Genomic DNA, 22,146 nt, shown 5'->3' with positions numbered 1-22,146 from the left:
AACGCAAAACTAAAGAAACCAGAAACTTAGAGACTTAAAAACTCAAGAACGTAAAAGCTTAAAATTTATGAACATCCAAAGATATATTGCACGGATTACTGTCCTGCTGGCAACCCTGCTGATGCTGAATGCCTGTTCGGACGAACATACCAACGAATACTTTGCCGACAATAGCCATACCTTGCTTCGGGTTAGTCTCAGCCATTTCAGCGCCGAAGGACAAGCACAGCCCGTATCCGGTGAGAATCGCATCGAACGTATGGATGCCTACCTCTTCGAAGATGGTATACTAACCGAATATCATCCCCAACTGATAGCCGAAAGCGAGAACAGTTACAAACTTGATCTGCAACGTCGGGCTGGTGCGTTGTACGTGCTGGCCAATGCAGAAACCGGTCTGGTGCCTGAAATCGGTTTGTTGACCGAAGTGGACTTCTGTCAACAAACCCTTACGGTCGCGGACGGACATGTACAACCATTTCTGACCGGACAGATCAAGCTGACCGGACAGGCTGTCAGTTCCATTCCCTTGACACTGAAGCACGGAGCGGCCCGACTCGACTTCCGCATTCGCGTAGCAGGCAGTTTCAGCGTACACCAGTTTGGGGTAAGAAGTGCGGCGAAACAGACGTTTGTCCTTCCGCAAACCGACATACAAACACCGCAGGGAGCCGAAAAAGAAGACATCCTGCTGACCTTCGACCCAGGACTGAAACAGGACTCGGCAGCCATCATGTATCTGTACGAGCAGGCCAATCCCGACCTTAAAGTCTACGTTAAAGCCGAGATGGACGGAACTACCTACGAAATGGAACAGCCATTACCCGAAGTACTGAAACGCAACACAATCTATACCATAACCCTACGCAAGGACCTGAGTGGGGCACACCTCGTGGTTGAGGAATGGGCCAAGGGCGAAGATACCGAGCTCATCCCCAGTCTGGACAGCCGGCTCACCGTGGACCGGTCTGCCTCACAATTGCCCGACGACGTACAGGTGGCCGACGGAGGAAGTACACTCATTTTCCCGCACAACGCCACCGAAGTGCTGCTGGCCGTAGACTGTGATGACGAACTAGAGATGCTTCCCCTCGAAGGCTATCCGCTGACCGTAGAGCCCGTGACACAGGCACGCGGAATCGAAGGTAAGAATCTGTTTCGGATACGCAAATTACTCTATCCGCCGGGTCATGCCAGCGATGAAGCCAGTCTGCAGTTCCACCGCAAAGGACTGGACAACTCCTATCCCGAAGACCACATTCGCTTGGTGTTACAAGCCAACCCGACGCAAATGGAAGGATTGCTGGATTTTGATTTGCAAAATTATGCCCACCGTTTCGACCATTACATCGATAACGAACTGGCAACAATCACCCTGCCCGAAGGAAAAGAAATCTTTGCCGAATTTACCGAAGGTGAAGACCCGTGGATGAAAATCGCTCCACAAGAGGAAGGCAGCAACGTCTATCGTGTACTGGCCGGCTGGAAGCCCAACGATCCTACTGCCAACGGACGGGTGCAGGAAGCGCGAATCGTCATCCGCAACAAAGCCGACGGCTCGGCACGCGAGGCATATACCGTGTCGCGCCGCAATTACGGACTGCCTGTCACCTGGTTGCACGGTGTATGGTGGTGTAAGTACAATGCCCGTGGTAACTCAAAATCGTTCGACGATCAGATCCTTTCGTCCGACGACCCTGCCGTCAAAGCCGGAACCACGGTATTCAACTACCTGCGCGACTGTACCATCGACGAGTTCTACGACCTTTGGGGCTGGGCTTATCAGGGAGGACGCACACAGGGCATGCAAGTAGTAGTGCAAGACAGCGTCGCCGTACTTGACGGATTCACCACATCGAGCAATACACACATGAACAAGCTGGAGCCCACCACCCTTGCCCCCGACGGCTACGAGGTGCCCAGCATGGAAGAGTTTAACCGTATGTTCGATGCCACCGACTATGTATGGGTTATGTGGAACGGAACCCATACCCTGAAGAATCCCTGGGAAGGGCACAGCAAGATACAGCGCGAACAGCGCCGGCGGAACGATCTCGTAATCGACGAACTGGCTCTGAGCGACCTCATCTACATAGCCATGAAGAGTCCCGACTTCACGCAATACGAGCCTGTTGTGTGGTATGGACCGTCTGCCCAATGGAATACATCGGGCATCTATCACGGCCACTACAACAACATACTGTTTACCGTATATTCGCCCACAGGCAGCGGTTGGTATTTCAACGGCAGCATGGCCGGCCTGTATCTGACGCAAAACGGCGCTGGAGTGCACGATACCCGCATCCTGCGCTTCAAAAAGTCGCCCGTGGAGTACATCTACGGTGAAGAGTAAGGAGTTATCCTGATTCCCTTCATTTTTTCCCAGTTAGGAAAAAATAATTTTCTAACTGGAGACTAATTTTTTTCTAACTGGGAAAAACGGCTGTTCTGCAAGTTTCGCACTCGGCCTCTTTCAACGCTTCTTCATCACGCTGTTCACCACACGGACGGTAGAGACAAGCTTGTTGGTTGAAGTAAAGACATCCACGTTCCAGACGTGCGAAGAGCGTCCTTTGTGAACGATGGTGCCCACGGCCCGCACCGTATCGCCTTCGAGTGCCGACGAAATGTGATTGCCGCTCACCTGCATCCCTACGACTATCTCGTCGGGTTGACATAGAATCATGGAACCAAGTCCGGCTACAGTTTCGGCAAGCGCTAATGTGGCTCCGCCGTGAAGGATGCCAAAGGGTTGACGGGTACGGTGGTCTACTGGCATGGTAGCTTCAACGCGGTCTTCGGCTATATAGGTGTATTGGATACCCAGATTTCCCATCAGCGCATGGCTTCCTTGGGCATTCAGTTGGTCGAGAGGTATCTTGGTAGCGCGAATGTCGGCTAAAATCAGTTTTTCTACAGCTTGGGCCACTCCGTCGTTTTCGTTGGTATCTGTCGTATAGTCGGCGCAGATTTTCACAGAATCCACGGAATTCCCCATTGCAACGCCCATGCCAGCCAATTGGATCATGGCAACGTCGCATACACCGTCCCCAATGGCCATCACTTCATCGCGTGTCACTCCCAGCTGCTCCATCAAGACGGCCAGCGTATTGGCTTTGTCTACAGAACAGGGGACTACTTCCAGGAAATAGTCTTCCGAACGGAAAACATCCAATACTCCATCGAGACGTTTTTTCCAGTGGCTTTCAAGGCCGATCAACGCATCTGCGTCATCGCTCACTAACATACACTTGCACGGGGCAAAGTCTATAGCAGTAGAGAATTCGCTTTCTTCAATGATTTCCAGGCCGTTCAGCTTTGCCTCTTCTTTGACATGCGTGTTATCCGGCGTATTGGTCAAAAGGGTATTGTCGTGGTATGTAAACAGAGCAAAATTGTTCTTGACAGCCTTCTTTTCAATATAAGGCAGCATCTCCGGATTAATTCTGCGCTCAAACAAGACTTGCCCGTTGCGTGCATCGATAATCTGACAACCATTGTAAGACAATATGAAACCATCGTAGAGGCCTAATTCCAGTGTTTTGGCTATCGACATCAGTCCGTAGGTCGGCCTGCCTGATGCTAATACAATACGTACTCCCATTTGCTGTACTTTCAGCAATGCGGACAGTGTACGTTTACTAATGGCTTTCTCTTCGTTGAGAAGTGTTCCGTCCACATCCAGAACCAAAAGTTTATATTTCATAGCTGCAAAATTTGATGTCCTTCAAAGATAACCCGATTGTTTGAGCTTTCCGATTATTGGGGCATTAAAAAATGCAAAATGCGCTATCGCATACAGCTTTCGGTTTGTTCGGATAGTTTATCCTTCCATATTCCGTATTTCTACTTCTTTTACTTTGCGGAACAGATCGGAGGCAAAAATGAAGTTGTTCAGACGTTCGTTACTTGATGTAAAGATGTCGTCCTTGCTGCCTTCCCATTCTTTGTGTCCTTCGTATATGAAGATGATATTTTCGCCAATACCCATGACGGAATTCATATCGTGCGTATTGATGAGCGTTGTCATGTTGTACTCGCGGGTGATGTCCTGTATCAGTCCGTCGATGACGAGCGAAGTCTTGGGGTCAAGACCGGAGTTAGGTTCATCGCAGAATAGATATTGTGGGTTGAGAGCGATGGCGCGGGCAATAGCTACACGTTTCTGCATGCCGCCGCTGATCTCGCCGGGATATTTGTCTTTGGCTTCAACCAGATTTACACGATCCAGGCAGAACATGGCGCGGCGTGTACGGTCGCGCAAGGTATCGTTACTGAACATGTTCAGTGGAAACATGACATTCTCCAATACCGTCATGGAGTCGAACAGGGCAGCACTTTGGAAAATCATGCCCATTTCGCGACGCAGGGCCTTCTTTTCCTTCTTGTCCATGATCAGAAAATTACGGTTGTCATACAACAGTTCCCCTTTTTCAGGTGTCAGCAGGCCGACTATACATTTCATCAATACCGTTTTTCCCGATCCACTCTGTCCGATAATCAGATTGGTCTTTCCGTTTTCAAAAGTTGCGCTGATATCAGTCAGCACATCTTTTCCTTCAAATGACTTGCAGAGACTTTTCAGTTCTATCATGGTCTGAAATGTTTATTTGGTCAGTAATTGGGTAAGTATAAGGTCGGCAAAAAGGATTAGTACGCTGCTTGTTACCACAGCGTCGGTCGATGCCTTGCCTACTTCGATCGATCCACCGTCTACCGTATAGCCGAAGAAGGCCGATACACTGGCGATGATGAAAGCAAAAAACAGTGATTTGATGATACTGCACCATACGTACCATTCGACGAACATGTATTGAAGTCCGTACTCCAAGTCTGTAGCGGTCATGATTCCTCCAAACCAGCAGGTGCCGAAAGCACCGATAATACCTGCGAACGTGCTGAAGATTACGAGTAATGGAATGATGGTGACCATGGCGATTATCTTTGGCAGGATAAGATAGCAGGCGGAATTTACTCCCATAATCTCCAGGGCATCAATCTGCTGGGTAACACGCATCGTTCCTAATTCTGATGCAATGTTCGATCCGACCTTTCCGGCCAATATCAGACACATGATACTGGATGAAAATTCGAGTAACAGGATTTCTCGTGTTACGTAACCTACGGTCCATCGGGGCATCCATGGACTTTCGATGTTGTATTTGATTTGTATCGTGATGACAGCGCCGATAAAGAACGATATCAGCAGTACGATGCCGATGGAGTTCACTCCAAGTTGCTCCATCTCGTTACGGTATTGGCGGAAGAACATGCGCATACGTTCGGGACGGGAAAAAGTTCGACCCATCAGCATGATATATCTTCCTACGGTTCTAAGTGCCTTAAACATAATTGGTCAAGTATTTGCCTGCAAATGTACGGCTTTATCTTTTATTTTTGCTACATTTGCGGCAAATTAACGCAAGTATGGAAGATAGTAAAATGGTTCTTCGCACGGAAGATTTGGTGAAAAAGTACGGAAAGCGTACAGTGGTAAGCCACGTTTCGTTTAATGTCAAACAAGGAGAGATCGTTGGTCTGTTGGGCCCTAATGGAGCGGGAAAAACGACCTCGTTCTATATGACTGTAGGTCTGATCACTCCGAATGAGGGACGTATTTTTTTGGACGATCTGGATATTACAGATTATCCTGTGTATAAGCGTGCTCAGACTGGTATCGGCTATTTGGCACAGGAAGCATCTGTTTTTCGTCAGATGAGCGTGGAAGACAATATTGCTTCTGTACTTGAAATGACCAATAAACCGCTGGATTACCAGAAAGACAAGCTGGAAAGTCTGATTGCAGAGTTTCGACTTCAGAAGGTGCGTAAAAATAAAGGTAATCAGCTTTCGGGTGGTGAACGTCGACGTACGGAGATTGCCCGTTGTCTGGCCATTGATCCTAAGTTTATCATGCTCGACGAACCGTTTGCCGGTGTAGACCCTATTGCCGTAGAAGATATCCAGCAGATTGTATGGAGGTTGAAAGACAAGAATATCGGTATCTTGATTACCGACCACAACGTGCAGGAGACACTCAGTATCACCAGCCGTGCCTATTTGCTTTTCGAGGGTAAGATCTTGTTTCAGGGAACTCCGGAAGAATTGGCTGAAAACCAGATCGTACGTGAAAAATATTTGAGTAACAGTTTCGTGTTGCGTCGTAAAGACTTTATGGTATAAGTAATATACTTGTCAATTGATGGCAGGTTTAGTTGGGCTCTGTAGAGCTGTTATGTAATGCTATGAAGAAACTTTGGTTGTTTATCTTATTTTTGATTATATCCCGGATGCTATGTGGAAATGTCTATTTCAAGCATTTGGGTAAGGCTGACGGACTTTCTCAGATTTCTGTCGTTTCCATTTGTCAAGACGAACTGGGGCGTATGTGGTTTGGTACGCTTGAGGGATTGAGTTGTTATGATGGAAATGAGATGGTTGTATATAAACCTTCTGTAGCAAAGGAATACAGTTTTCTGGGAAACGAAGTCCATAAAATGGTAAGTGGTCAGGGAAATATTTTCTTTACCTCTGATAGCGAACTGATTCGTTATGATTTGCGTAAAGAGGCATTTTATGATTTGCATCTTAAAGCTTCGTGCCTTTATTCGGATGGAAGTGATGTCTGGGCTGCTGCTCATGATAGCATGTATCGTTGGAATCCGGTAGAAGAGAATTTTTCATTTGTATATCACATGGAATTGGGACAATCGGTTACCAGCTTTTATGTGGGGAAAGACCGTAGTCTTTGGGTAGGAACATTGACCGGATTATATTACATTGCAGAATCAGGAACACAACAACCAGTTTGTGTGATTCCGAATGTAAATATCTATTCTTTGTATTGTGATACTCAGGGAGCCATGTGGGTTGCAGCCTTCCGTAAAGGAATGTATAAGGTAGAATCGATCTCTGACAATCAATGGACCGTAAAAAAAGATTTTGTGTTTTCCAGTAATGATATTCGTTGCTTTGTAGAAGATGATGAAGGGAGTGTATGGATTGGAACCTTCAATGGTTTGAATAAAATAGATCGGAATGGAGAGGTTACATGCTATCGTAAAGATATGACTCCCGGGGCATTGAAGCATTCTTCTATTTTTTCATTGTATAAAGATCGGCAGGGTACCATTTGGGTGGGAACATATTATGGAGGAGTTCATTATTTTCATCCGGAAGTAGATCTGTTCAGGCATTATTCTGAAAATGACGGTAGACAAGATGGGGTGAGTTTTCCTTATGTGGGCAATATGGTGGAAGATAAGCGGGGAGACGTGTGGATTTGTACAGAAGGTGGAGGATTGAATCGCTGGGACAGGAAAACAGATACATTTACTCATTATCTGTCAGGGAAAAAACAATCCCCGTATTTCCCTAATTTGAAGTGTATAGAATATGACGAACAGAATGATTGTCTTTATATCGGCACGCATAAGCAGGGTTTTTTACGCTTTGATATAGCTTCGGCTACGGTTAAACATTATGCAGACTATGGTCGTACCAGTGATTCTTTTAACGAAGTAATCATGCAAGGGGACAGTTTGTATTTACTGTCAATGAAGGGTATATTTGTGAAAAAAGGCTATGATGGTACTCTTGAACGTCCTTTCCCAAAGATCCCTGAAACTTTGCAAGGAGGAGTCGCTATGTTTATAGACTCTGAACGTTTTATATGGCTTTCTCGTCGGAATGAACTTGTTCGCATCAATATGTCGTCTCCGGGCGAAAAATATATTTATCCGTTGGGGCAGAAGGGACTTGGAAAGTTTATGGTAACAAAGATGACAGAGTCGTCTGATGGTACTTTGTTTTTTGGAACGATAGGTTCTGGATTGTATCGATATAATAAAGAATCGGACAGTTTTGAACATTGTCCGATGGCGGGTGCAGATTATATCTATAACATGCGGTTCCACATGTCAGGCTATCTGATTTTATTGACGGATCGTGGTATTCTTTGTTATCATCCTCAGACAAAGGATATGAAAATATTAGATGCGGAGAATCAGTTGCATCTGTCTGCAGTAAACGATGGTTGTGGACTGCTTGTTTGCCATGACGGGGAAGTGCTGGTTGGTGGTTCGGAAGGTATGACCCGATTTTCTTTTTCTTCTTTATTCGATACCTTGCCGGAACATAACTTGTTTTTTTCGTCGTTATCAGTCAATGGAAAAATAGTGTCAGCTCGGAAAGAGGAAAAAATATTGCCGGTAGCATTGCCTTTCGTTTCTCAATTGAATTTATCGTACGATGAGAATAATATTACCATTTCGTTTGCTTCGAATAGTTATATAGATAATTCAGACCGGAAAATTTATGAATATATATTAGAAGGGTTTGATAAGAAATGGAATACGACTTATGGGAATACATTGGTCTATACAAATTTGGATCCGGGCAAATATAGACTGAAGGTTCGTGAGAAACAACTGAGTGAACGTGATAAAATTCATTCCATTGAGTTACCTGTGATAGTCCATTCACCTTGGTGGGCTACGTGGTGGGCTTATTCTCTATATGCTCTTTTATTTTTAAGCATAGTCAGTACGCTTGTTCGTAATTGGATGGCACGTGTACATTTACGAGCTTCTCTGGCTCAGGAAAAATTGGAAAAGGAGAAAAATGAAGAGTTGATTCAGGCTAAACTCCAGTTCTTTGCCAATATCTCTCATGAATTCCGTACTCCGTTGACACTGATTATTTCACAGCTGGAAGCTTTGTTGCAGACTTCAGGGCTTTCTCCGTTTATACGCACTCGCTTACAGAAGATCTATAAAAATACGTTTCAGTTCCGTGAATTGATTTCCGAGTTGTTGGATTTTAGAAAAATGGAGCGTGGCAAGTTGACTTTGCATGTGGCCCAATCTAATATAGTAGCTTTTATAAGTCGCCTCTGTGATGACTTTCAGCAGCAGGCTCAGCTGCAACATATCCATTTGGATTTTCATTCGGAAACGGATACGGTAATGGGTTGGTTTGACAGCCGTCAGTTAAGAAAAGTTTTTTCTAATTTATTGTCTAATGCCTTGAAATATACGCCCGCCAATGGAAAAGTGGAAGTCCAAATCATAGAAGCGACTGAACAAATTGAAATTAAAGTTCTGGATAGTGGAGAAGGAATACCCAAAGAAGCTTTACCTTTTATTTTCGATCGTTTCTATCAGGTGGATGCTGAGGCCTCTTCTCCTGGTAGCGGTATTGGCCTTGCATTGGCTAAGGGAATCGTGGAACTTCATCATGGATCTATTGGTGTACAGAGTGCTTTGGGGTATGGCAGTGTCTTTACAGTGACTTTGCCAAAAGAAAATCCGTTCCTTCAAGATGACAATGTGGTTTGGGATGCGGCTGAAGGAGAAATGTCGGATGTCCTGCCCGCTTTCTCTGAAGTGTCCGGTGCTGATACGGAAACAGTACCTGTAAGTGACATTCCTAAATCGGACAATGATGCAAAAGATTGTGTATTGTTGGTAGAGGATAATGAAGACTTGTTACAGATACTGATGGATTTGCTTTCACCGCTTTATCGGGTTATTATTGCATTGGATGGCAAAGCCGGGTTTGATAAAGTAATAGAGGAGCATCCGGATTTGGTTGTAAGTGATGTAATGATGCCTGTCATGTCAGGAACGGAAATGTGCATGAAGATAAAGAGTAACTTTGATTTGTGTCATATACCGGTTATTTTGCTGACAGCGATGACATCCGACAATAATAAGATGGAGGGATTGCAATGTGGAGCGGATGATTACATAGAAAAGCCTTTCAACAACAAACTGCTTTTGGGTCGGATTGCCAACTTGTTGCGTAATCGGAAATTGCTGAAAAAGAAATTTTCCACTGTGACACCGTCCTCTGCCGATACAAATGATGCCGGTATGCCGACTTTGGCATTGACTCCGATTGATGCCGACTTTTTGACACGCTTGGATGATGTGGTGAAGACGCATCTGGCTGAACCCGATTTTGATGTCAATCAATTGGCCCGTGAGTTAGGAGTCAGCCGCAGTTCGCTTTACAATAAGTTGAAGGCTCTTAGCTTCGTAACTCCGAATGAGTATATTCTGAATGTACGTCTGAAGGCTGCTGCCGATTTGCTAAAGAAAAATCCAGAAATGCAGATTACAGAGATTGCCTATCAGGTCGGTTTTAATTCTTTGCGTTATTTCCGCCATTGTTTCAAAGCATCTTTCAATCAGACGCCGCAGGAATACAGACAAAGCGAATGAGAGGGACTGATATTTCAAGTCCCTCTTTACAATCGCCAAGTTCATAGTTATGGATGTCAAGTCCATGTTTACGTTCGTCAAGTGAATGTTTACGTGGCATCATCCATATATTCTTTCTTTCAAAGAATGTTTTGTTAATGCTTTCATCCTTTCACGACTCTGTAAGTTTTTATAAATCAGGTTTATATTGTGAAAGAACGATCTTTCACGCTTAATTTGCAAGTTTCACAAGCTGATAAACGATGAAATATACTCCTTCTCTTTTGTTCTTAAAATTAAAACGGAAGCTTTCAACAGGAGTTACATTTCCGTTCCCTTTGACATCTATATTTTTTATAGTTTTCTTTTCTACGGTTTTGCCTTGTTCATTTTTTAGTTCAATAATCAAGTTTGCTTTGCAAGGAGCATCCAGGTTAAAGATAACAGGTTGTATCTGATCTTGTGGACCGTATACGACATCGACATTATTACTTGCGGCCCACATTCGTCCGAATGCCTGTTTGTTGGCATAATAAGCCAGCTTGGGTACACCGAATGCGTCTAACAGAGGCTTCTGGTAAGTAAACATATTAGCACCTGATTCCAAGCTACACCATGAGAATCCATCATAGCCTAAAAGAATTTGCTTTTTCATAGACTCCCATGCCGAGAAAGCTTGGAAAGCCTGGCTGATTTTCCATTCTTCAGCATCCAGTTTCCTGCCGATACTATTTTCTTCGTACTCCCATTCGTAGGATTGCACTTTGTACCAAGGTTCCTTTTGTGCCAGTTCCCAGTTGGGCTGTGCGGCCGATTCTTCATGTTCAAAATTGAAAAATGCTTTATCATTGGCATTGATGCAGGAGGCCGCCCATCGGTAAGGAGCTTTGCGCAATTCGCTCCATGTCGCTCCGTATCCGGTATAAGCATCCTGGTTACCTCTGGTCATTAGTTTTTCCATGATTACAGGATTGGGAGAGATGGGGTTGCCTTTGTAGTCCATGCTGCCGTCATAGTTACCATAATGTGTATGTCCCCAGAAGGAAGTCGGAGAAATAAGCCTGCTCGTATCGGCCTGGCTGATCGTTTTATAAATCAGGTTCATGTAGTCGTGTGAATCTGAGATATCATGCTTTTTGAAACGGTTAGGATGGTTTCCGGCTTCCCACATGACAATGGATGGATGATTATAAACTTGTCTGATGTATTTGGGATATCCTTTGAAGTCTACGTTCCAGGCTTCTCCTTCTCTGACCCATCCGGCTGTTTGCCATAACAGGTAGACACCCAATTGGTCGGCATATTCTGCATACCGAGGGTCATTAATACCATCGATCGTATCTTTTTCTGCATGTACATGGATACGCAGCATGTTTCCATTCATTTTCTTTATCTGCAACAGGTCTTGGATAATGGTTTCGTCAGATACACAACGGTTGGTTTTGGCTATTGTTTCGATGGGATATCTGTAACCCAGGATCTGGGCTCCATTCAACATTTCTACCTGATTGTTTATATAGAGTTTTCCTCTCTCCTGTGTTATAGTACGGATACCTGTTGTTGTGACATAATCGTCGATAACTTTGCCTGTTTTATCTTTTAGAATGACTTCCACTTTATACAAGTTGGGATGGTTGGGATGCCATAACAATGCATCAGGGATACTCAAAGGGATCGAAACTTTATTATTGATAGATGGTCTGATTTGGATTTCCTTTTGAATACTGGCTACCACTCCTCTTTCTTCCGGATACCAGGGGTAATAGTTTATTTCTATGTTTCCTTTATAATATTCTACTCCGTTATATTGAATCGTAATCAGATTGGACTGTACGGCTTCTTTTTCGTGAATGGTCGAAGTATGAACAAGTGCGTCTTTAATCATGCATCTGCTTGTCAGAATCAATTCTGTCCTTCCCAGTAACCAGCCTGTATAGGGGTCGGAAGGTGAGTGAAGCATCTGGTGGCGTGCTTTGTATGGCTTGACACGTACAGCGATCAGATTTTCCTGGTGGGGAATCATGTATTCGGTGACATCTAATTGGTAGGGGTGTCTGTCGTTGATGACAATGACGGGTTGTCCGTTTATCCACACTTCACCTCCTGGATCCAGAGTCTCCAAGTTCAGAATGGCGCGTTCGCAATTGTCAATATGTACTTTCTTTCTGAGGTAGTAACTCTCTTCTTTTTCTGCCAGTCCGCCATGTACAGAGGGTAATTTTACTTCTGTCCATTGGGTATCGTTGTACTCTGGACTATACCATTCCTTTATGGGAACGATGGGGTCGAAGTCTTCGTCCCATACCAGCGAGGTGTAGAAGGGCGTGTGTGCATTGGCTGCATCCTGTACGAACGAATACAGTTGTAGGTTGTCCATATAGGTTGTTCCACCGGTAGAGGTGAATGACGTTTGGTTGATTATGGGAGTGAGGTTGGCATCAAGAGGACATTCCAAAGTGAGTGTCGAATCGAGTGTGACAAAGAATCGTTTGTTGTCAAAATCTCCATATATTTCCAGCATGTACTGGGATTTGCCTTTATAGTTCTTTTCCTGATGGTATTGGCCTGATTGCACATGAATCTTTTGGTCCTGCAACTTTACGGATATGACATCTTGTTCTTGATTACCAAGGCTTAAAGTGTAACAGGAAGCTTCGTTCTGCAAATATGCTTTTAGACGGAAACGCCATTTGATGTCTTCCGTTTCTCTTTTAATGGTACAATCTGACAGGGACAGTTTCCCGTTAGCGATTTTACTGCCTGTCTGTTGTTCCCACAACTTCCATTCTTCTTGTTGTTCCAGTTCTTTTCCCGGACGATAGCCGTATGCTTTCCATTGGTTCAGTGATAAGGTCTTTCTTGTTTGTGAAGTAGGTTGAGGCTTAATGTTCTTTAAGATTGATGGCACTTCCTGAGAAGAAAGAACTGGACGATCTAGTTGTGGATTATTCCAGAATTTGGCAGCATAATTCCCATATTTGTTCAGGAAATCGATACGTTGTTCCAGATTCATCCATTCAGTCTCTCCGTGGAAGTCCGTTTCTCCATTGGCTTTCACGTCAGAGGTAAAATAGCGCGTTTCAAGGGTTGATACTTGCCCGCTTGTGGATAAAGCCCATAAGCTGCTTAAAAGAAAAAGTATTTTTTTCATGGCTTATTATTTTATGTATATACGAAATTGAAAATGTTTTGGAAACAAAATTATCAGTCTGTAGAAGATATAATGGGAGAATTTATGCTTTTTAATGGGGGATAATTGTCTTAAATAGTAGTTTTAACGAATTCTGAGGGTTATACTCGTGCTTAGTATAACAGTTTATAAATGAGGTGCTATGGGAAAATATACAATTAGGGGACATATAAAACAACTGCAAATTGCTTTCCTATAGTTGTGACTACACTGGAAGGCAATTTGCAGTATGGCTTCGTAGATATGTTTAAATAGCTTGGGCTAATTTATTTCCGGCTTATGCTTATTTCAGCGTTTTGTTTAGTAGTGCTTCACCGTTTTTCCCGATAACCTTGATATGGATTTTGCCGTCGTTAAGGTCAAGTCGAGTGGCACACATGGCTCCTTGTTCCAGTACGGGACATTGGTTTCCTGACTCTCCCGGCTCATGATAGAAGAAGCGGTGGGTGTGTCCTGCTACAATCAGATCGATTCCGGCACGGTTCAGTATGGGTAGGAATTTTTGGCTTGCGTCTTGGCAACCTTTCCAGGTAGTTCCCTTTTCCCATTCTTTGTCGGCTACCAGCGGGAAGTGCGAAATGACAATCCGGTATTTTGCTTTCTTGAATTCCTTGCTTTTTACGATTTTTTCCAGCCAGCGGGCTTGTTCGCTGCGATAGTTGTCAAAGTCCGTCAGTCCGGCATAGACTGGATGGGTGTCAGATTTGTCTTCACCCGTGTCGAGCATGATGACCATGACGTCCCCCATCAGGTAGCTGCCGTATATCTTGCCGTTCTGTTTGGGGAAGAAGGACGGGAAGATACGGGCCATGTTTCCACGTGTTTCATGGTTGCCCCGCACGAACTCAAACGGAATGGAGGTGGCAAACAGTTCTACGCTGGTGTCGATGAACGACGTGAACGGATGTTCACCGTTTTCGGTCATGTAGTTCATCATGTCGCCGGCATAGAAGAACGAAGTGCAGGTTTGGTAGTCACATCGTTCCAACAAGTTTTTCAGCAGCTTCGGGTTGCTGTGCATGTCACTGGTAATGAAGATGGATCCACCTTTCTGTTCCGGGTCAATGGTACGGAATGTGTACCAGGGTGAAGCGATGCTGTCTCCGAATACCACCTTGTACGGTTGGAATGATTTGATTTCTTTGGCATGTATGCGGTATTGGTAAGTCGTGTTGGGTTGTAATTCTTCTGCCCTGATGGCAAAGAATGTTGCATCTGCCTGTTTCAATCCGTGTTGTGAGCCGGAATAGTTGTTTGACTGTATCTCTCCTTTTTTCTTGAGCTCGATGAACGAGAAAGAAGGATTGGATGTTTGGAAGGCAAATGTCGCTCCGTTGGTTGTCACTTCCTGCAGGTATGGGCCATGGGCTATTTCAAGGAAAGGGCGACTACTCATGCGTACTTTAATGGTGGCATCTGGTTGGCCGAAGGTACAGTTGGCTTCTATTATGGTTGTATTTCGTATCGGATATTCCTTTGGCGAGGTGTTTTGTGCCAGTCGTGATGTGAAGGTTGCATTTGTCGGTGAAATGATTTGCATATAGAAGTGTTTGCCGTTCAAGGTCAGATGGGCTGTCTTACCATCGGTCTCTACATCAGCCTTTGTGATGACCGACCACGATACGGTTGACTGGGCGTTGGTAAGTTTTATCTCATCTGTCACTTCGACAGTCTGGTCATCGATCAGAGTAAATGTACGGAACACTGATTCGGCTTGATCCTTATATAAGGAGGTCATATCCAGTTTGGCGTATGGCTGAGCAATGTCAGCTTTTTCTTCGCAGACAAAGGCTTCGCCTGCAGCGTATTGTATCTGGTGATCGATACTAATCGTATTGTGCGAAAGGTTGTTGTTGCGGAAGTATTTCCAACGTTGTCCATTTGGCTTGTAGTCCCAGAAGCCGGGCAGGTTGTAATCGTCAGATCCCAAATCGTCCGTCCAACGTATACCTTCACTTTCCAGTACAAAAGTTCCACAGTCCATCTGTTGGTGTGCCTGCATGGGCTCTCCACCTTTAGCTGTGAGGAATATGGAGCCTTGTACATCACGTTTGCCATTGAGTACAATGATGTCATTGATCGTGTTGTGGTATACTTCCAGTTTGGGTAGGGAAGATTGTGGATTGGGCTGTGCATTGTCGTACCAGGGAAGTGAAAGGAAGAATAATTGGTGCAGCGGTTGTTGTCCCTGAATGACCTTCCCGATCTCTTTCCGATACCATTCTGCTACTTCCGCCTGGGAATACAGTCTACTGAAGAGGAAAAATGCAGGTGTGTTGAGCGCTTCGTCATGGGCGTTGGCAAAATTGAAGACTCGTCCTGATGGTGAAAGGGTGCGCTTATAATAGAGGGCTGTATTTTCTATGCCAGGCAGTTGGCCTATTTTCCCCTTATCGCCTCCATTATCGGTAACGGCTTTCAAGTACAATGACAGGTAACTGGCTGTATATCCCCAGTAGGAAGGCCCTTCATAGCATACTCCGTCCGGAGCGAAATGCCTCAGACAATTAGGCATATACCGAGCTGCATTTTCCAGAATGGTACGTGCTTCTTGAGGATAATCTTCGGCTACAGCTAGTGCTCCCAGTACCATACCGGTGTTGCACACTACATTCCAGTTCGTTTCACGTTTGGCCCAGCTGCCCGGTCCTCCCTTTTCATATTCCTTCAGGACGCGGGTTATGGCGTTGCGGTAGATGCTGTTTTTAATCAGTTTCCGGGTAGATGCAGGTAGGGATTTGTACAACCAGTCGTAGGCTATCGCTACGGCAGTTGTCATTTCAGCTGTATCCAGATAATGGTTCGGGTCCCAGTCTGGGAAGTTACAAACCCATTGTAATGCCTGGTCGGCTGCATCCAGGTATTTTTTTTCTCCATAGAGGCGGTAGGCCAATGCCAATGTCCCTAGGCGGTCTACATAGGCTCTGGAGGTATATAACATATTACCGTACCTGTCCATTTCGTAAGGGATTTGTGCCAATGTAGCAAGTGAGTCTGCCCGGTTCTTTAAATAGTAGGCTAATTTTCGGACATCTTGATTTTGCTTAATGAGTTCTTTAACTTGAATTTCTTCGTTAGGTGTAAATAGCAGACGTGGGTGTGACTGCCAATCTGTTTGTGCCAGAATGGTACAGGTAGGCATCAATAAAGTAAATAATAGAAGCAATAAAATGCAATTTTTAATATTCGTCTTTAAAAAACGACAGAGGATTGCATTGTTCTCAAGGTGTTTTTGTGTAAAGTTCATAGGACTTATTAATTTAAGTTGATGATTGTTGCAGCTTTTTTTGTAGGGGCTATATGTCGTAGCCTTTTTTAACTTCATGCAAAAATAGTCTTTTTCTAGATTAGGTTGGGATGATTTTGTCTAAATTGGGGGATGTATGTGTGTTGGACATGTTTTTTAAAGATTTACTTTGTGAGGTTTCGAAGAAGCGGACTATAATTAGCCCTTTGAATTCTGATCTATGATATAATATGTTGTAGTACAAATGTTTAACGTTTGTGTATTGGATAATATTTCCCCTTTTGGACGATTATGCATCCCTTTCTTTAAATGTTAAAAATGTAAGGATGAAATAGAGTGTACTCTAAAAAAGACAGTGTGTCCCATTTATAAAAGAACAGTTTTCCATCTTTGCGATAGAAATCATAAAACATTCGAAATAGTGTTTTAAAACTTACTGATAACTTAAAATTTAATGCTTATGTATCAACGAAGAGAAAAACGTATGTTGGAAGGTAATCTTTCCAAGTTCTTGTTGGGCGGTGTATTTTTTCTTTCAATGACTCCGGCTTATGCTGTATCGGGAAAAGCTATTGAAGTCGAAAAGGTACACTCTGTTCTTTCTATTAATCAAGATGGCCGTACGGTTTCGGGTAACGTTGTCGATGAGACGGGCCTTCCGGTAATCGGTGTGAATGTCAAAGTGAAAGGTACTACTATCGGTGCTATTACCGATTTGGATGGTAATTTTACACTTAAAGGTGTTCCTCAAAATGCAGTTTTGGTTGTAAGCTATGTGGGATATAAAGAACAAGAAATCAAAGTCGGTACTCAGAGCCAGCTATCTATCAAACTTCAGGAGGATACAGAATTGATTGATGAAGTGGTGGTTGTAGGTTATGCAGCTCAGAAAAAGGTAAATTTGACGGGATCTGTTTCTTCTGTTAATATGGCTGATATTGCGGAAAAAAGACCTATTACAAACTTATCTTCAGGTTTGGCTGGTATGGCCTCTGGTATTTCTGTTACTTCTAGCAGTAATGTTCCCGGTAATGATAATGCTTCTATTTTAGTACGCGGTCAAGGTACATTGAACAATTCTGCTCCTTTGATTATCATTGATGGAGTGGAGAGTAACATTAATACGGTGGCTCCTCAGGATGTGGAAAGTATGACCGTACTGAAAGATGCTGCTTCAGCTTCTATTTACGGATCGCGTGCTGCAAATGGCGTTATCCTGATTACTACTAAGAAAGGTAAGCAGGGAAAGATTAATATCGATTATACGGGATATGCTTCTCTTCAGTCTGTAGGAAAAACTGTAGATGCAGTAAGCGATTATGCAACTTACATGGAATTGAGAAATGAAGCATATAATAATACTACTCCAGGAACTTATCAGTTTGAACAGGATGTTATTGATGCTTGGCGCAATGATGGAGGGCGTAACCCCCTGCTTTATCCTATATACAGACTGGGTTGAAGAAATTTTCCAGACAGCAGTCTCTACTAATCATAACCTGTCTTTAAGTGGAGGTACCGATAAGCTGTCATTTTATTCTTCGTTCGGGTATAATAATAATCCGGGTATTATTGATAACGCTGGATACGAACGTTATAGCTTCCGCTCAAATATAGAAGCTAAGCCGACTAAATGGTTGACTTTAGGTATGAAGTTGAATGGCTATTTATCAAATAATGAGATAGGTTCTGATCGTATTGACGATGTATTTACTTATGGATATGCTAGTACTCCAGGTATAGTCTTGCGTCATCCGGATGGACGTTTTGGTGGTGCACAAGCTAAAGGTGAGGATATTCAGACCAATAACCCGTTGGCTTATTTGTATAAGAATGAGGGTAATAAGAAAGAACGTAATTTCCGTGCAGCGTTTAATGGAGTTATTACTCCGTTTAAAGGTTTGAGTATTTCTGGTTCTTATTCTTATGAATTGACTGATAAAGATAATTGGTCCAAGCCAAATTTGAACGATTTGTGGGATTTTCAGACAGAAAGTGTGGTGAGAGCAGCTACTGACCGTACATATATTTACAATTATAATCGAAAGATTGAACGTATGTTTATGGATGGAGTTGTTCGCTATGAGAACAGCTTTGTTGACAATCAATTAGATTTGAATGTAATGGTTGGAGCCAGTCAAGAGATGCGTCGTGATCGTAGTTTCAGTGGACAAAAGTATGATTGGATTGATTCATCTGTAGACGTAATTAATGGAGCTACAGGGGATGCGTTGGCAAGTGGTAGTCATACAGAATGGGCGATGCGTTCTTATTTTGGTCGTATTAATTTAGGTTGGGCTGATCGATATTTATTGGAAGCAAATTTACGTGCAGATGCTTCTTCACGCTTCTTAAAAGGTAATCGTTGGGGATATTTCCCTTCATTCTCCGCTGGTTGGCGTATAGATCAGGAAGCATTTATGGAAGGTACGCGTAATTGGTTGGATGCATTGAAACTTCGTGTATCTTATGGTGAATTAGGAAACAATTATTTGGATAGTGATTATATGGCTATCGCTTCCTATTCACAGTCCAATTACAGCTTAGGCAATGTACTTCAGGTTGGTATGACGCAAACAGCACTTGCTAATGGCAATTTGACATGGGAAAGTACAGCTGTAAGTAATGTGGGTGTAGATTTTACAGTATTAAATGGGCGATTGTCTGGTACTACAGAATACTTTTATAAGAAAACATCTGATATCTTAATAGATTTACCAGCTCCGTTGGTACATGGAAACTCAAGTATCCCAACTCAGAATAGTGCAGAAGTCCAGAATCAAGGTTTTGAACTTACATTGAACTGGTCGGATAAAATTAATGATTTTCATTATAATATTGGTACAAACGTAACTTTTGTCGATAATAAGGTGACGAAGTTTAAAGGGGATGAGGCTAGTATAAGTGGTAGTACAATGATCAAAGAAGGCTATCCTATAAATGTACAGTATGTGCTGGTCGCAGATCGTATCATACAGAGTCAAGCAGACTTGGACTATGTGCAGTCTTTGATTGATAATGCTCCTATAGGTGAAGATGGAAAAAAAGTGGATCCGTTCCAAAGCTATAAACGTCCGGAAATGGGTGATGTGCTTTACAAAGATATGGATGGTAATGGAATCTTTAATGATGATGATCGTGTTGCAATGGGGCACGGAGATACTCCTCGCTTCTTTTATGATATTAATCTGGGATGTGAATGGAAAGGTTTTGATTTCTCCATGCTGATGTCTGGAACAGGTAGTCAGAAAGTTCAATACCAAACTATGCATACAACGAATATTCCAGCTAGTGGTTATCAGATAGGTCAGGAAATAGCAGATGGACGTTGGTATGAAGGACGTACTACTCCAGCTAAATATCCGCGATTGTTGTTAAATGATAGCCGTAATACCCGTAATAGTACCTTGTGGGAAACCGATAAAGCTTTCTTTAAAATCCGTAATATCCAATTGGGATATACGTTACCGGAAAAATGGGTTAAGGCTGCAACTTTGAGTCGTGTACGTGTATTCTGTAGCTTGGAAAACTTCTTTACGTTTACAAGCTTTGCGGGTATGGATCCGGAAACCACAAAGTTGACTTATCCGACTATTCGCCAAGCTTCCTTTGGACTTAATGTTTCATTCTAAAAAACGATTTTTGAATTATGAAAAAATATATATTGTTTTTGCTTGCTGCCGGAATGATGAGCAGTTGCTATGATCTTGATCAATATCCTCATGATAAGTTAAGTTCTGTAACCTTTTGGAAGACAGAAGATCATGCTCATCAAGGCATGGTTGCAATGTATGCTACTTTGCGAAATGAGAACGGTTTTGGTGCCTATTATGATAATGATGCTTTAGGTGAAATCGGATGTGATTATAACAATTGGTTAATGCCTAGTATTATAAAAGGAACTTATACAGACCGTACAGGAACAGTGCAGAGCCGTTGGCAGACGTGTTATGATGGGGTCTTTCGGGCAAATCTTTTGCTGCAGAATATAGATAATGTTGATATGTCTGATGAAAAGAAAAATGTGTATAAGGGTGAAGCTAAGTTTATTCGTGCTTTATACTATTTCTATTTATTAGATTATTTTGGCGGAGTGCCTTTGTATGATGAGACAACTGTAGTGTCTAGCGAGTTTATGGAAATGAAGAAATCTCGTAGTACAGTGGAAGAAACCCGACAGTTTATTTTAGATGATTTGGATGCCGCTGTAGAAGCACTGCCTGTAAAATGGGAGAGTAGTGAATACGGTCGAGCTACTCGTGGTGCAGCTGTGGCACTTCGTGGAAAGGTTAAGCTGTTTGCAGAAGATTATGCAGGTGCTAAAACAGACTTTGAGGAAATTGTAAAAGACCCGGAGAATCGTGGGTATGGATATCAATTGCATGAAAGCTATCCGGAATTGTTCACCTTGGCTGCAGATCAATGCTCTGAGATGATATTTACAATTCAGGCTATTAATGGTACCAATCAAGATTATGGAATGCCGTATGCTTTACGTATGGGTACTCGTGCCTCATTTGCGGGTGGTTGGAATAATTTTATGCCAACAGATATATTGGCGGATATGTATGAAAATCGTGATGGCTCTAAGTTTAATTGGAATGATTATTTTCCTGGATTTAATGAAAGCCGTGAGGTACAGAATAAGACCTTTCAAGCAGTTTTAACCGATGACAATACCGCAGTTGCTACTTACCCTGCTGACAAAGATAAAATTCGAAAGGCTTATGAAGATCGTGATCCGCGTTTGGAACAAACACTGATAACTCCTTATTCTTTTTATTATGGATGTAACGGGCGAACACCTAAAATGATGGAATATGTGTTAGCTTCAGGAGTTAATGAAGCTAATGGTTTTATTCGTGATAATTTGGGACATTTCAATTATTATTGGCGTAAGTTTGTGCCGGAAGGGGATATGGAAGGAACTTTGTTAGATCGTTCTCACTCTCCAGTTGATTTTCCTCTTATTCGCTATGCCGATGTATTATTGATGTTAGCAGAATGTTATAATGAATTAGATCGTCAGGATGATGCTGTAGCCTTGATTAATCAGGTACGTCAACGCCCGTCTACAGATATGCCTGCTTTGAATAGCGGTCCTGCATGGTTAGAGGCTCATTCTAAAGAAGAAGTGTTTGAGCGTATCGTACAGGAACGTGCTGTTGAATTGGCTTGTGAAGGTCATCGTTTTAGTGACCTACGCCGTTGGGGACTTGCTATGGAAAAATTGAATTTTGAGTATGATGATATCCGTGGCAATTTACGTTATGTACGTGTGTTTAAGGAGCGTGACTATTTGTGGCCTATTCCGGCTGTTGAGTTTGAACGCAATACGAATTTGGGATACCAAAATCCAGGTTGGTAAGGGACACTTATACTGAGTATTTCTAGCTAATAATGGATCAAGTAGGATAATTTATTTTAATCTATATAGGGTGCATCGACTTGTGTTGAATTTAATAGGAGTTCATCTTGTCGATGTACTCTTTGAAAAAAGCGTA

At 43.1% G+C, this 22,146-nt stretch carries 11 protein-coding genes; 6 read left to right on the top strand and 5 right to left on the bottom strand.

The features are described 5' to 3' along the window. Positions 1-67 precede the first annotated feature (67 nt). Positions 68-2,353 (top strand): hypothetical protein, encoded by a 2,286-nt coding sequence (locus HF894_RS09920; RefSeq protein WP_204972075.1) that lies wholly within the window; start codon positions 68-70, stop codon positions 2,351-2,353. 120 nt (positions 2,354-2,473) lie between these two features. Here the strand turns inward: HF894_RS09920 and HF894_RS09915 are convergent, their stop codons facing one another. The 3 genes from HF894_RS09915 to HF894_RS09905 form a co-directional block, all read right to left on the bottom strand. Next, complete coding sequence (locus HF894_RS09915) at positions 2,474-3,706, bottom strand: Cof-type HAD-IIB family hydrolase (RefSeq protein ID WP_204972074.1); 1,233 nt, start codon at positions 3,704-3,706, stop codon at positions 2,474-2,476. Positions 3,707-3,823: 117 nt separating this feature from the next. Then, on the bottom strand, positions 3,824-4,594 hold the full coding sequence (locus tag HF894_RS09910; RefSeq protein WP_021847816.1) for an ABC transporter ATP-binding protein: 771 nt from the start codon (positions 4,592-4,594) through the stop codon (positions 3,824-3,826). 12 nt (positions 4,595-4,606) lie between these two features. After that, positions 4,607-5,350, bottom strand: a complete 744-nt coding sequence (locus HF894_RS09905) for an MlaE family ABC transporter permease (RefSeq protein WP_021847815.1) — start codon at positions 5,348-5,350, stop codon at positions 4,607-4,609. 77 nt (positions 5,351-5,427) lie between these two features. Here HF894_RS09905 and lptB point away from each other — a divergent pair, with 77 nt between their 5' ends. Both lptB and HF894_RS09895 read left to right on the top strand, forming a co-directional pair. After that, positions 5,428-6,183 (top strand): LPS export ABC transporter ATP-binding protein, encoded by a 756-nt coding sequence (gene lptB / locus HF894_RS09900; RefSeq protein WP_021847814.1) that lies wholly within the window; start codon positions 5,428-5,430, stop codon positions 6,181-6,183. Between the two features lie 62 nt (positions 6,184-6,245). After that, a complete protein-coding gene (locus HF894_RS09895) occupies positions 6,246-10,226 on the top strand; it encodes a two-component regulator propeller domain-containing protein (protein ID WP_204972073.1) in 3,981 nt (1,326 codons plus the stop codon). A gap of 211 nt (positions 10,227-10,437) precedes the next feature. On the opposite strand, the gene HF894_RS09890 is transcribed toward HF894_RS09895, so the two are convergent. Further along, entirely contained in the window at positions 10,438-13,356 is a 2,919-nt protein-coding gene (locus HF894_RS09890; protein ID WP_204972072.1) for a glycoside hydrolase family 2 protein, read from the bottom strand. A gap of 322 nt (positions 13,357-13,678) precedes the next feature. Further along, complete coding sequence (locus HF894_RS15185; RefSeq protein WP_246593208.1) at positions 13,679-16,561, bottom strand: metallophosphoesterase; 2,883 nt, start codon at positions 16,559-16,561, stop codon at positions 13,679-13,681. Positions 16,562-17,126: 565 nt separating this feature from the next. Between HF894_RS15185 and HF894_RS15180 the strand changes: the two genes are divergently transcribed. The 3 genes from HF894_RS15180 to HF894_RS09870 are packed head-to-tail and all read left to right on the top strand — an operon-like array spanning position 17,127 to position 22,010. Then, a complete protein-coding gene (locus HF894_RS15180) occupies positions 17,127-18,104 on the top strand; it encodes a carboxypeptidase-like regulatory domain-containing protein (protein WP_246593207.1) in 978 nt (325 codons plus the stop codon). Next, complete coding sequence (locus HF894_RS09875; RefSeq protein WP_246593206.1) at positions 18,034-20,274, top strand: SusC/RagA family TonB-linked outer membrane protein; 2,241 nt, start codon at positions 18,034-18,036, stop codon at positions 20,272-20,274. The genes HF894_RS15180 and HF894_RS09875 overlap by 71 nt, the downstream gene beginning before the upstream one ends. Before the next feature lie 17 nt (positions 20,275-20,291). Beyond that, positions 20,292-22,010, top strand: a complete 1,719-nt coding sequence (locus HF894_RS09870) for a RagB/SusD family nutrient uptake outer membrane protein (RefSeq protein WP_021847808.1) — start codon at positions 20,292-20,294, stop codon at positions 22,008-22,010. Positions 22,011-22,146: the final 136 nt, after the last annotated feature.

Source organism: Caecibacteroides pullorum (assembly GCF_019239235.1).
GTDB classification, from domain to species: domain Bacteria; phylum Bacteroidota; class Bacteroidia; order Bacteroidales; family Bacteroidaceae; genus Bacteroides; species Bacteroides pullorum.
The sequence above is the reverse complement of the archived record's forward strand: the minus strand, read 5'-3'. Positions and strand labels throughout refer to the sequence as shown.

Bases quoted from the DNA above. Each gene is read 5' to 3' on its own strand.
- HF894_RS09920 (WP_204972075.1), top strand. From the start codon at position 68: ATGAACATCCAAAGATATATTGCACGGATTACTGTCCTGCTGGCAACC.
- HF894_RS15180 (WP_246593207.1), top strand. From the start codon at position 17,127: ATGTTGGAAGGTAATCTTTCCAAGTTCTTGTTGGGCGGTGTATTTTTT.
- lptB (WP_021847814.1), top strand. From the start codon at position 5,428: ATGGAAGATAGTAAAATGGTTCTTCGCACGGAAGATTTGGTGAAAAAG.
- HF894_RS09905 (WP_021847815.1), bottom strand. From the start codon at position 5,350: ATGTTTAAGGCACTTAGAACCGTAGGAAGATATATCATGCTGATGGGT.
- HF894_RS09895 (WP_204972073.1), top strand. From the start codon at position 6,246: ATGAAGAAACTTTGGTTGTTTATCTTATTTTTGATTATATCCCGGATG.
- HF894_RS09870 (WP_021847808.1), top strand. From the start codon at position 20,292: ATGAAAAAATATATATTGTTTTTGCTTGCTGCCGGAATGATGAGCAGT.
- HF894_RS09915 (WP_204972074.1), bottom strand. From the start codon at position 3,706: ATGAAATATAAACTTTTGGTTCTGGATGTGGACGGAACACTTCTCAAC.
- HF894_RS09890 (WP_204972072.1), bottom strand. From the start codon at position 13,356: ATGAAAAAAATACTTTTTCTTTTAAGCAGCTTATGGGCTTTATCCACA.
- HF894_RS09910 (WP_021847816.1), bottom strand. From the start codon at position 4,594: ATGATAGAACTGAAAAGTCTCTGCAAGTCATTTGAAGGAAAAGATGTG.
- HF894_RS09875 (WP_246593206.1), top strand. From the start codon at position 18,034: ATGTTATTGATGCTTGGCGCAATGATGGAGGGCGTAACCCCCTGCTTT.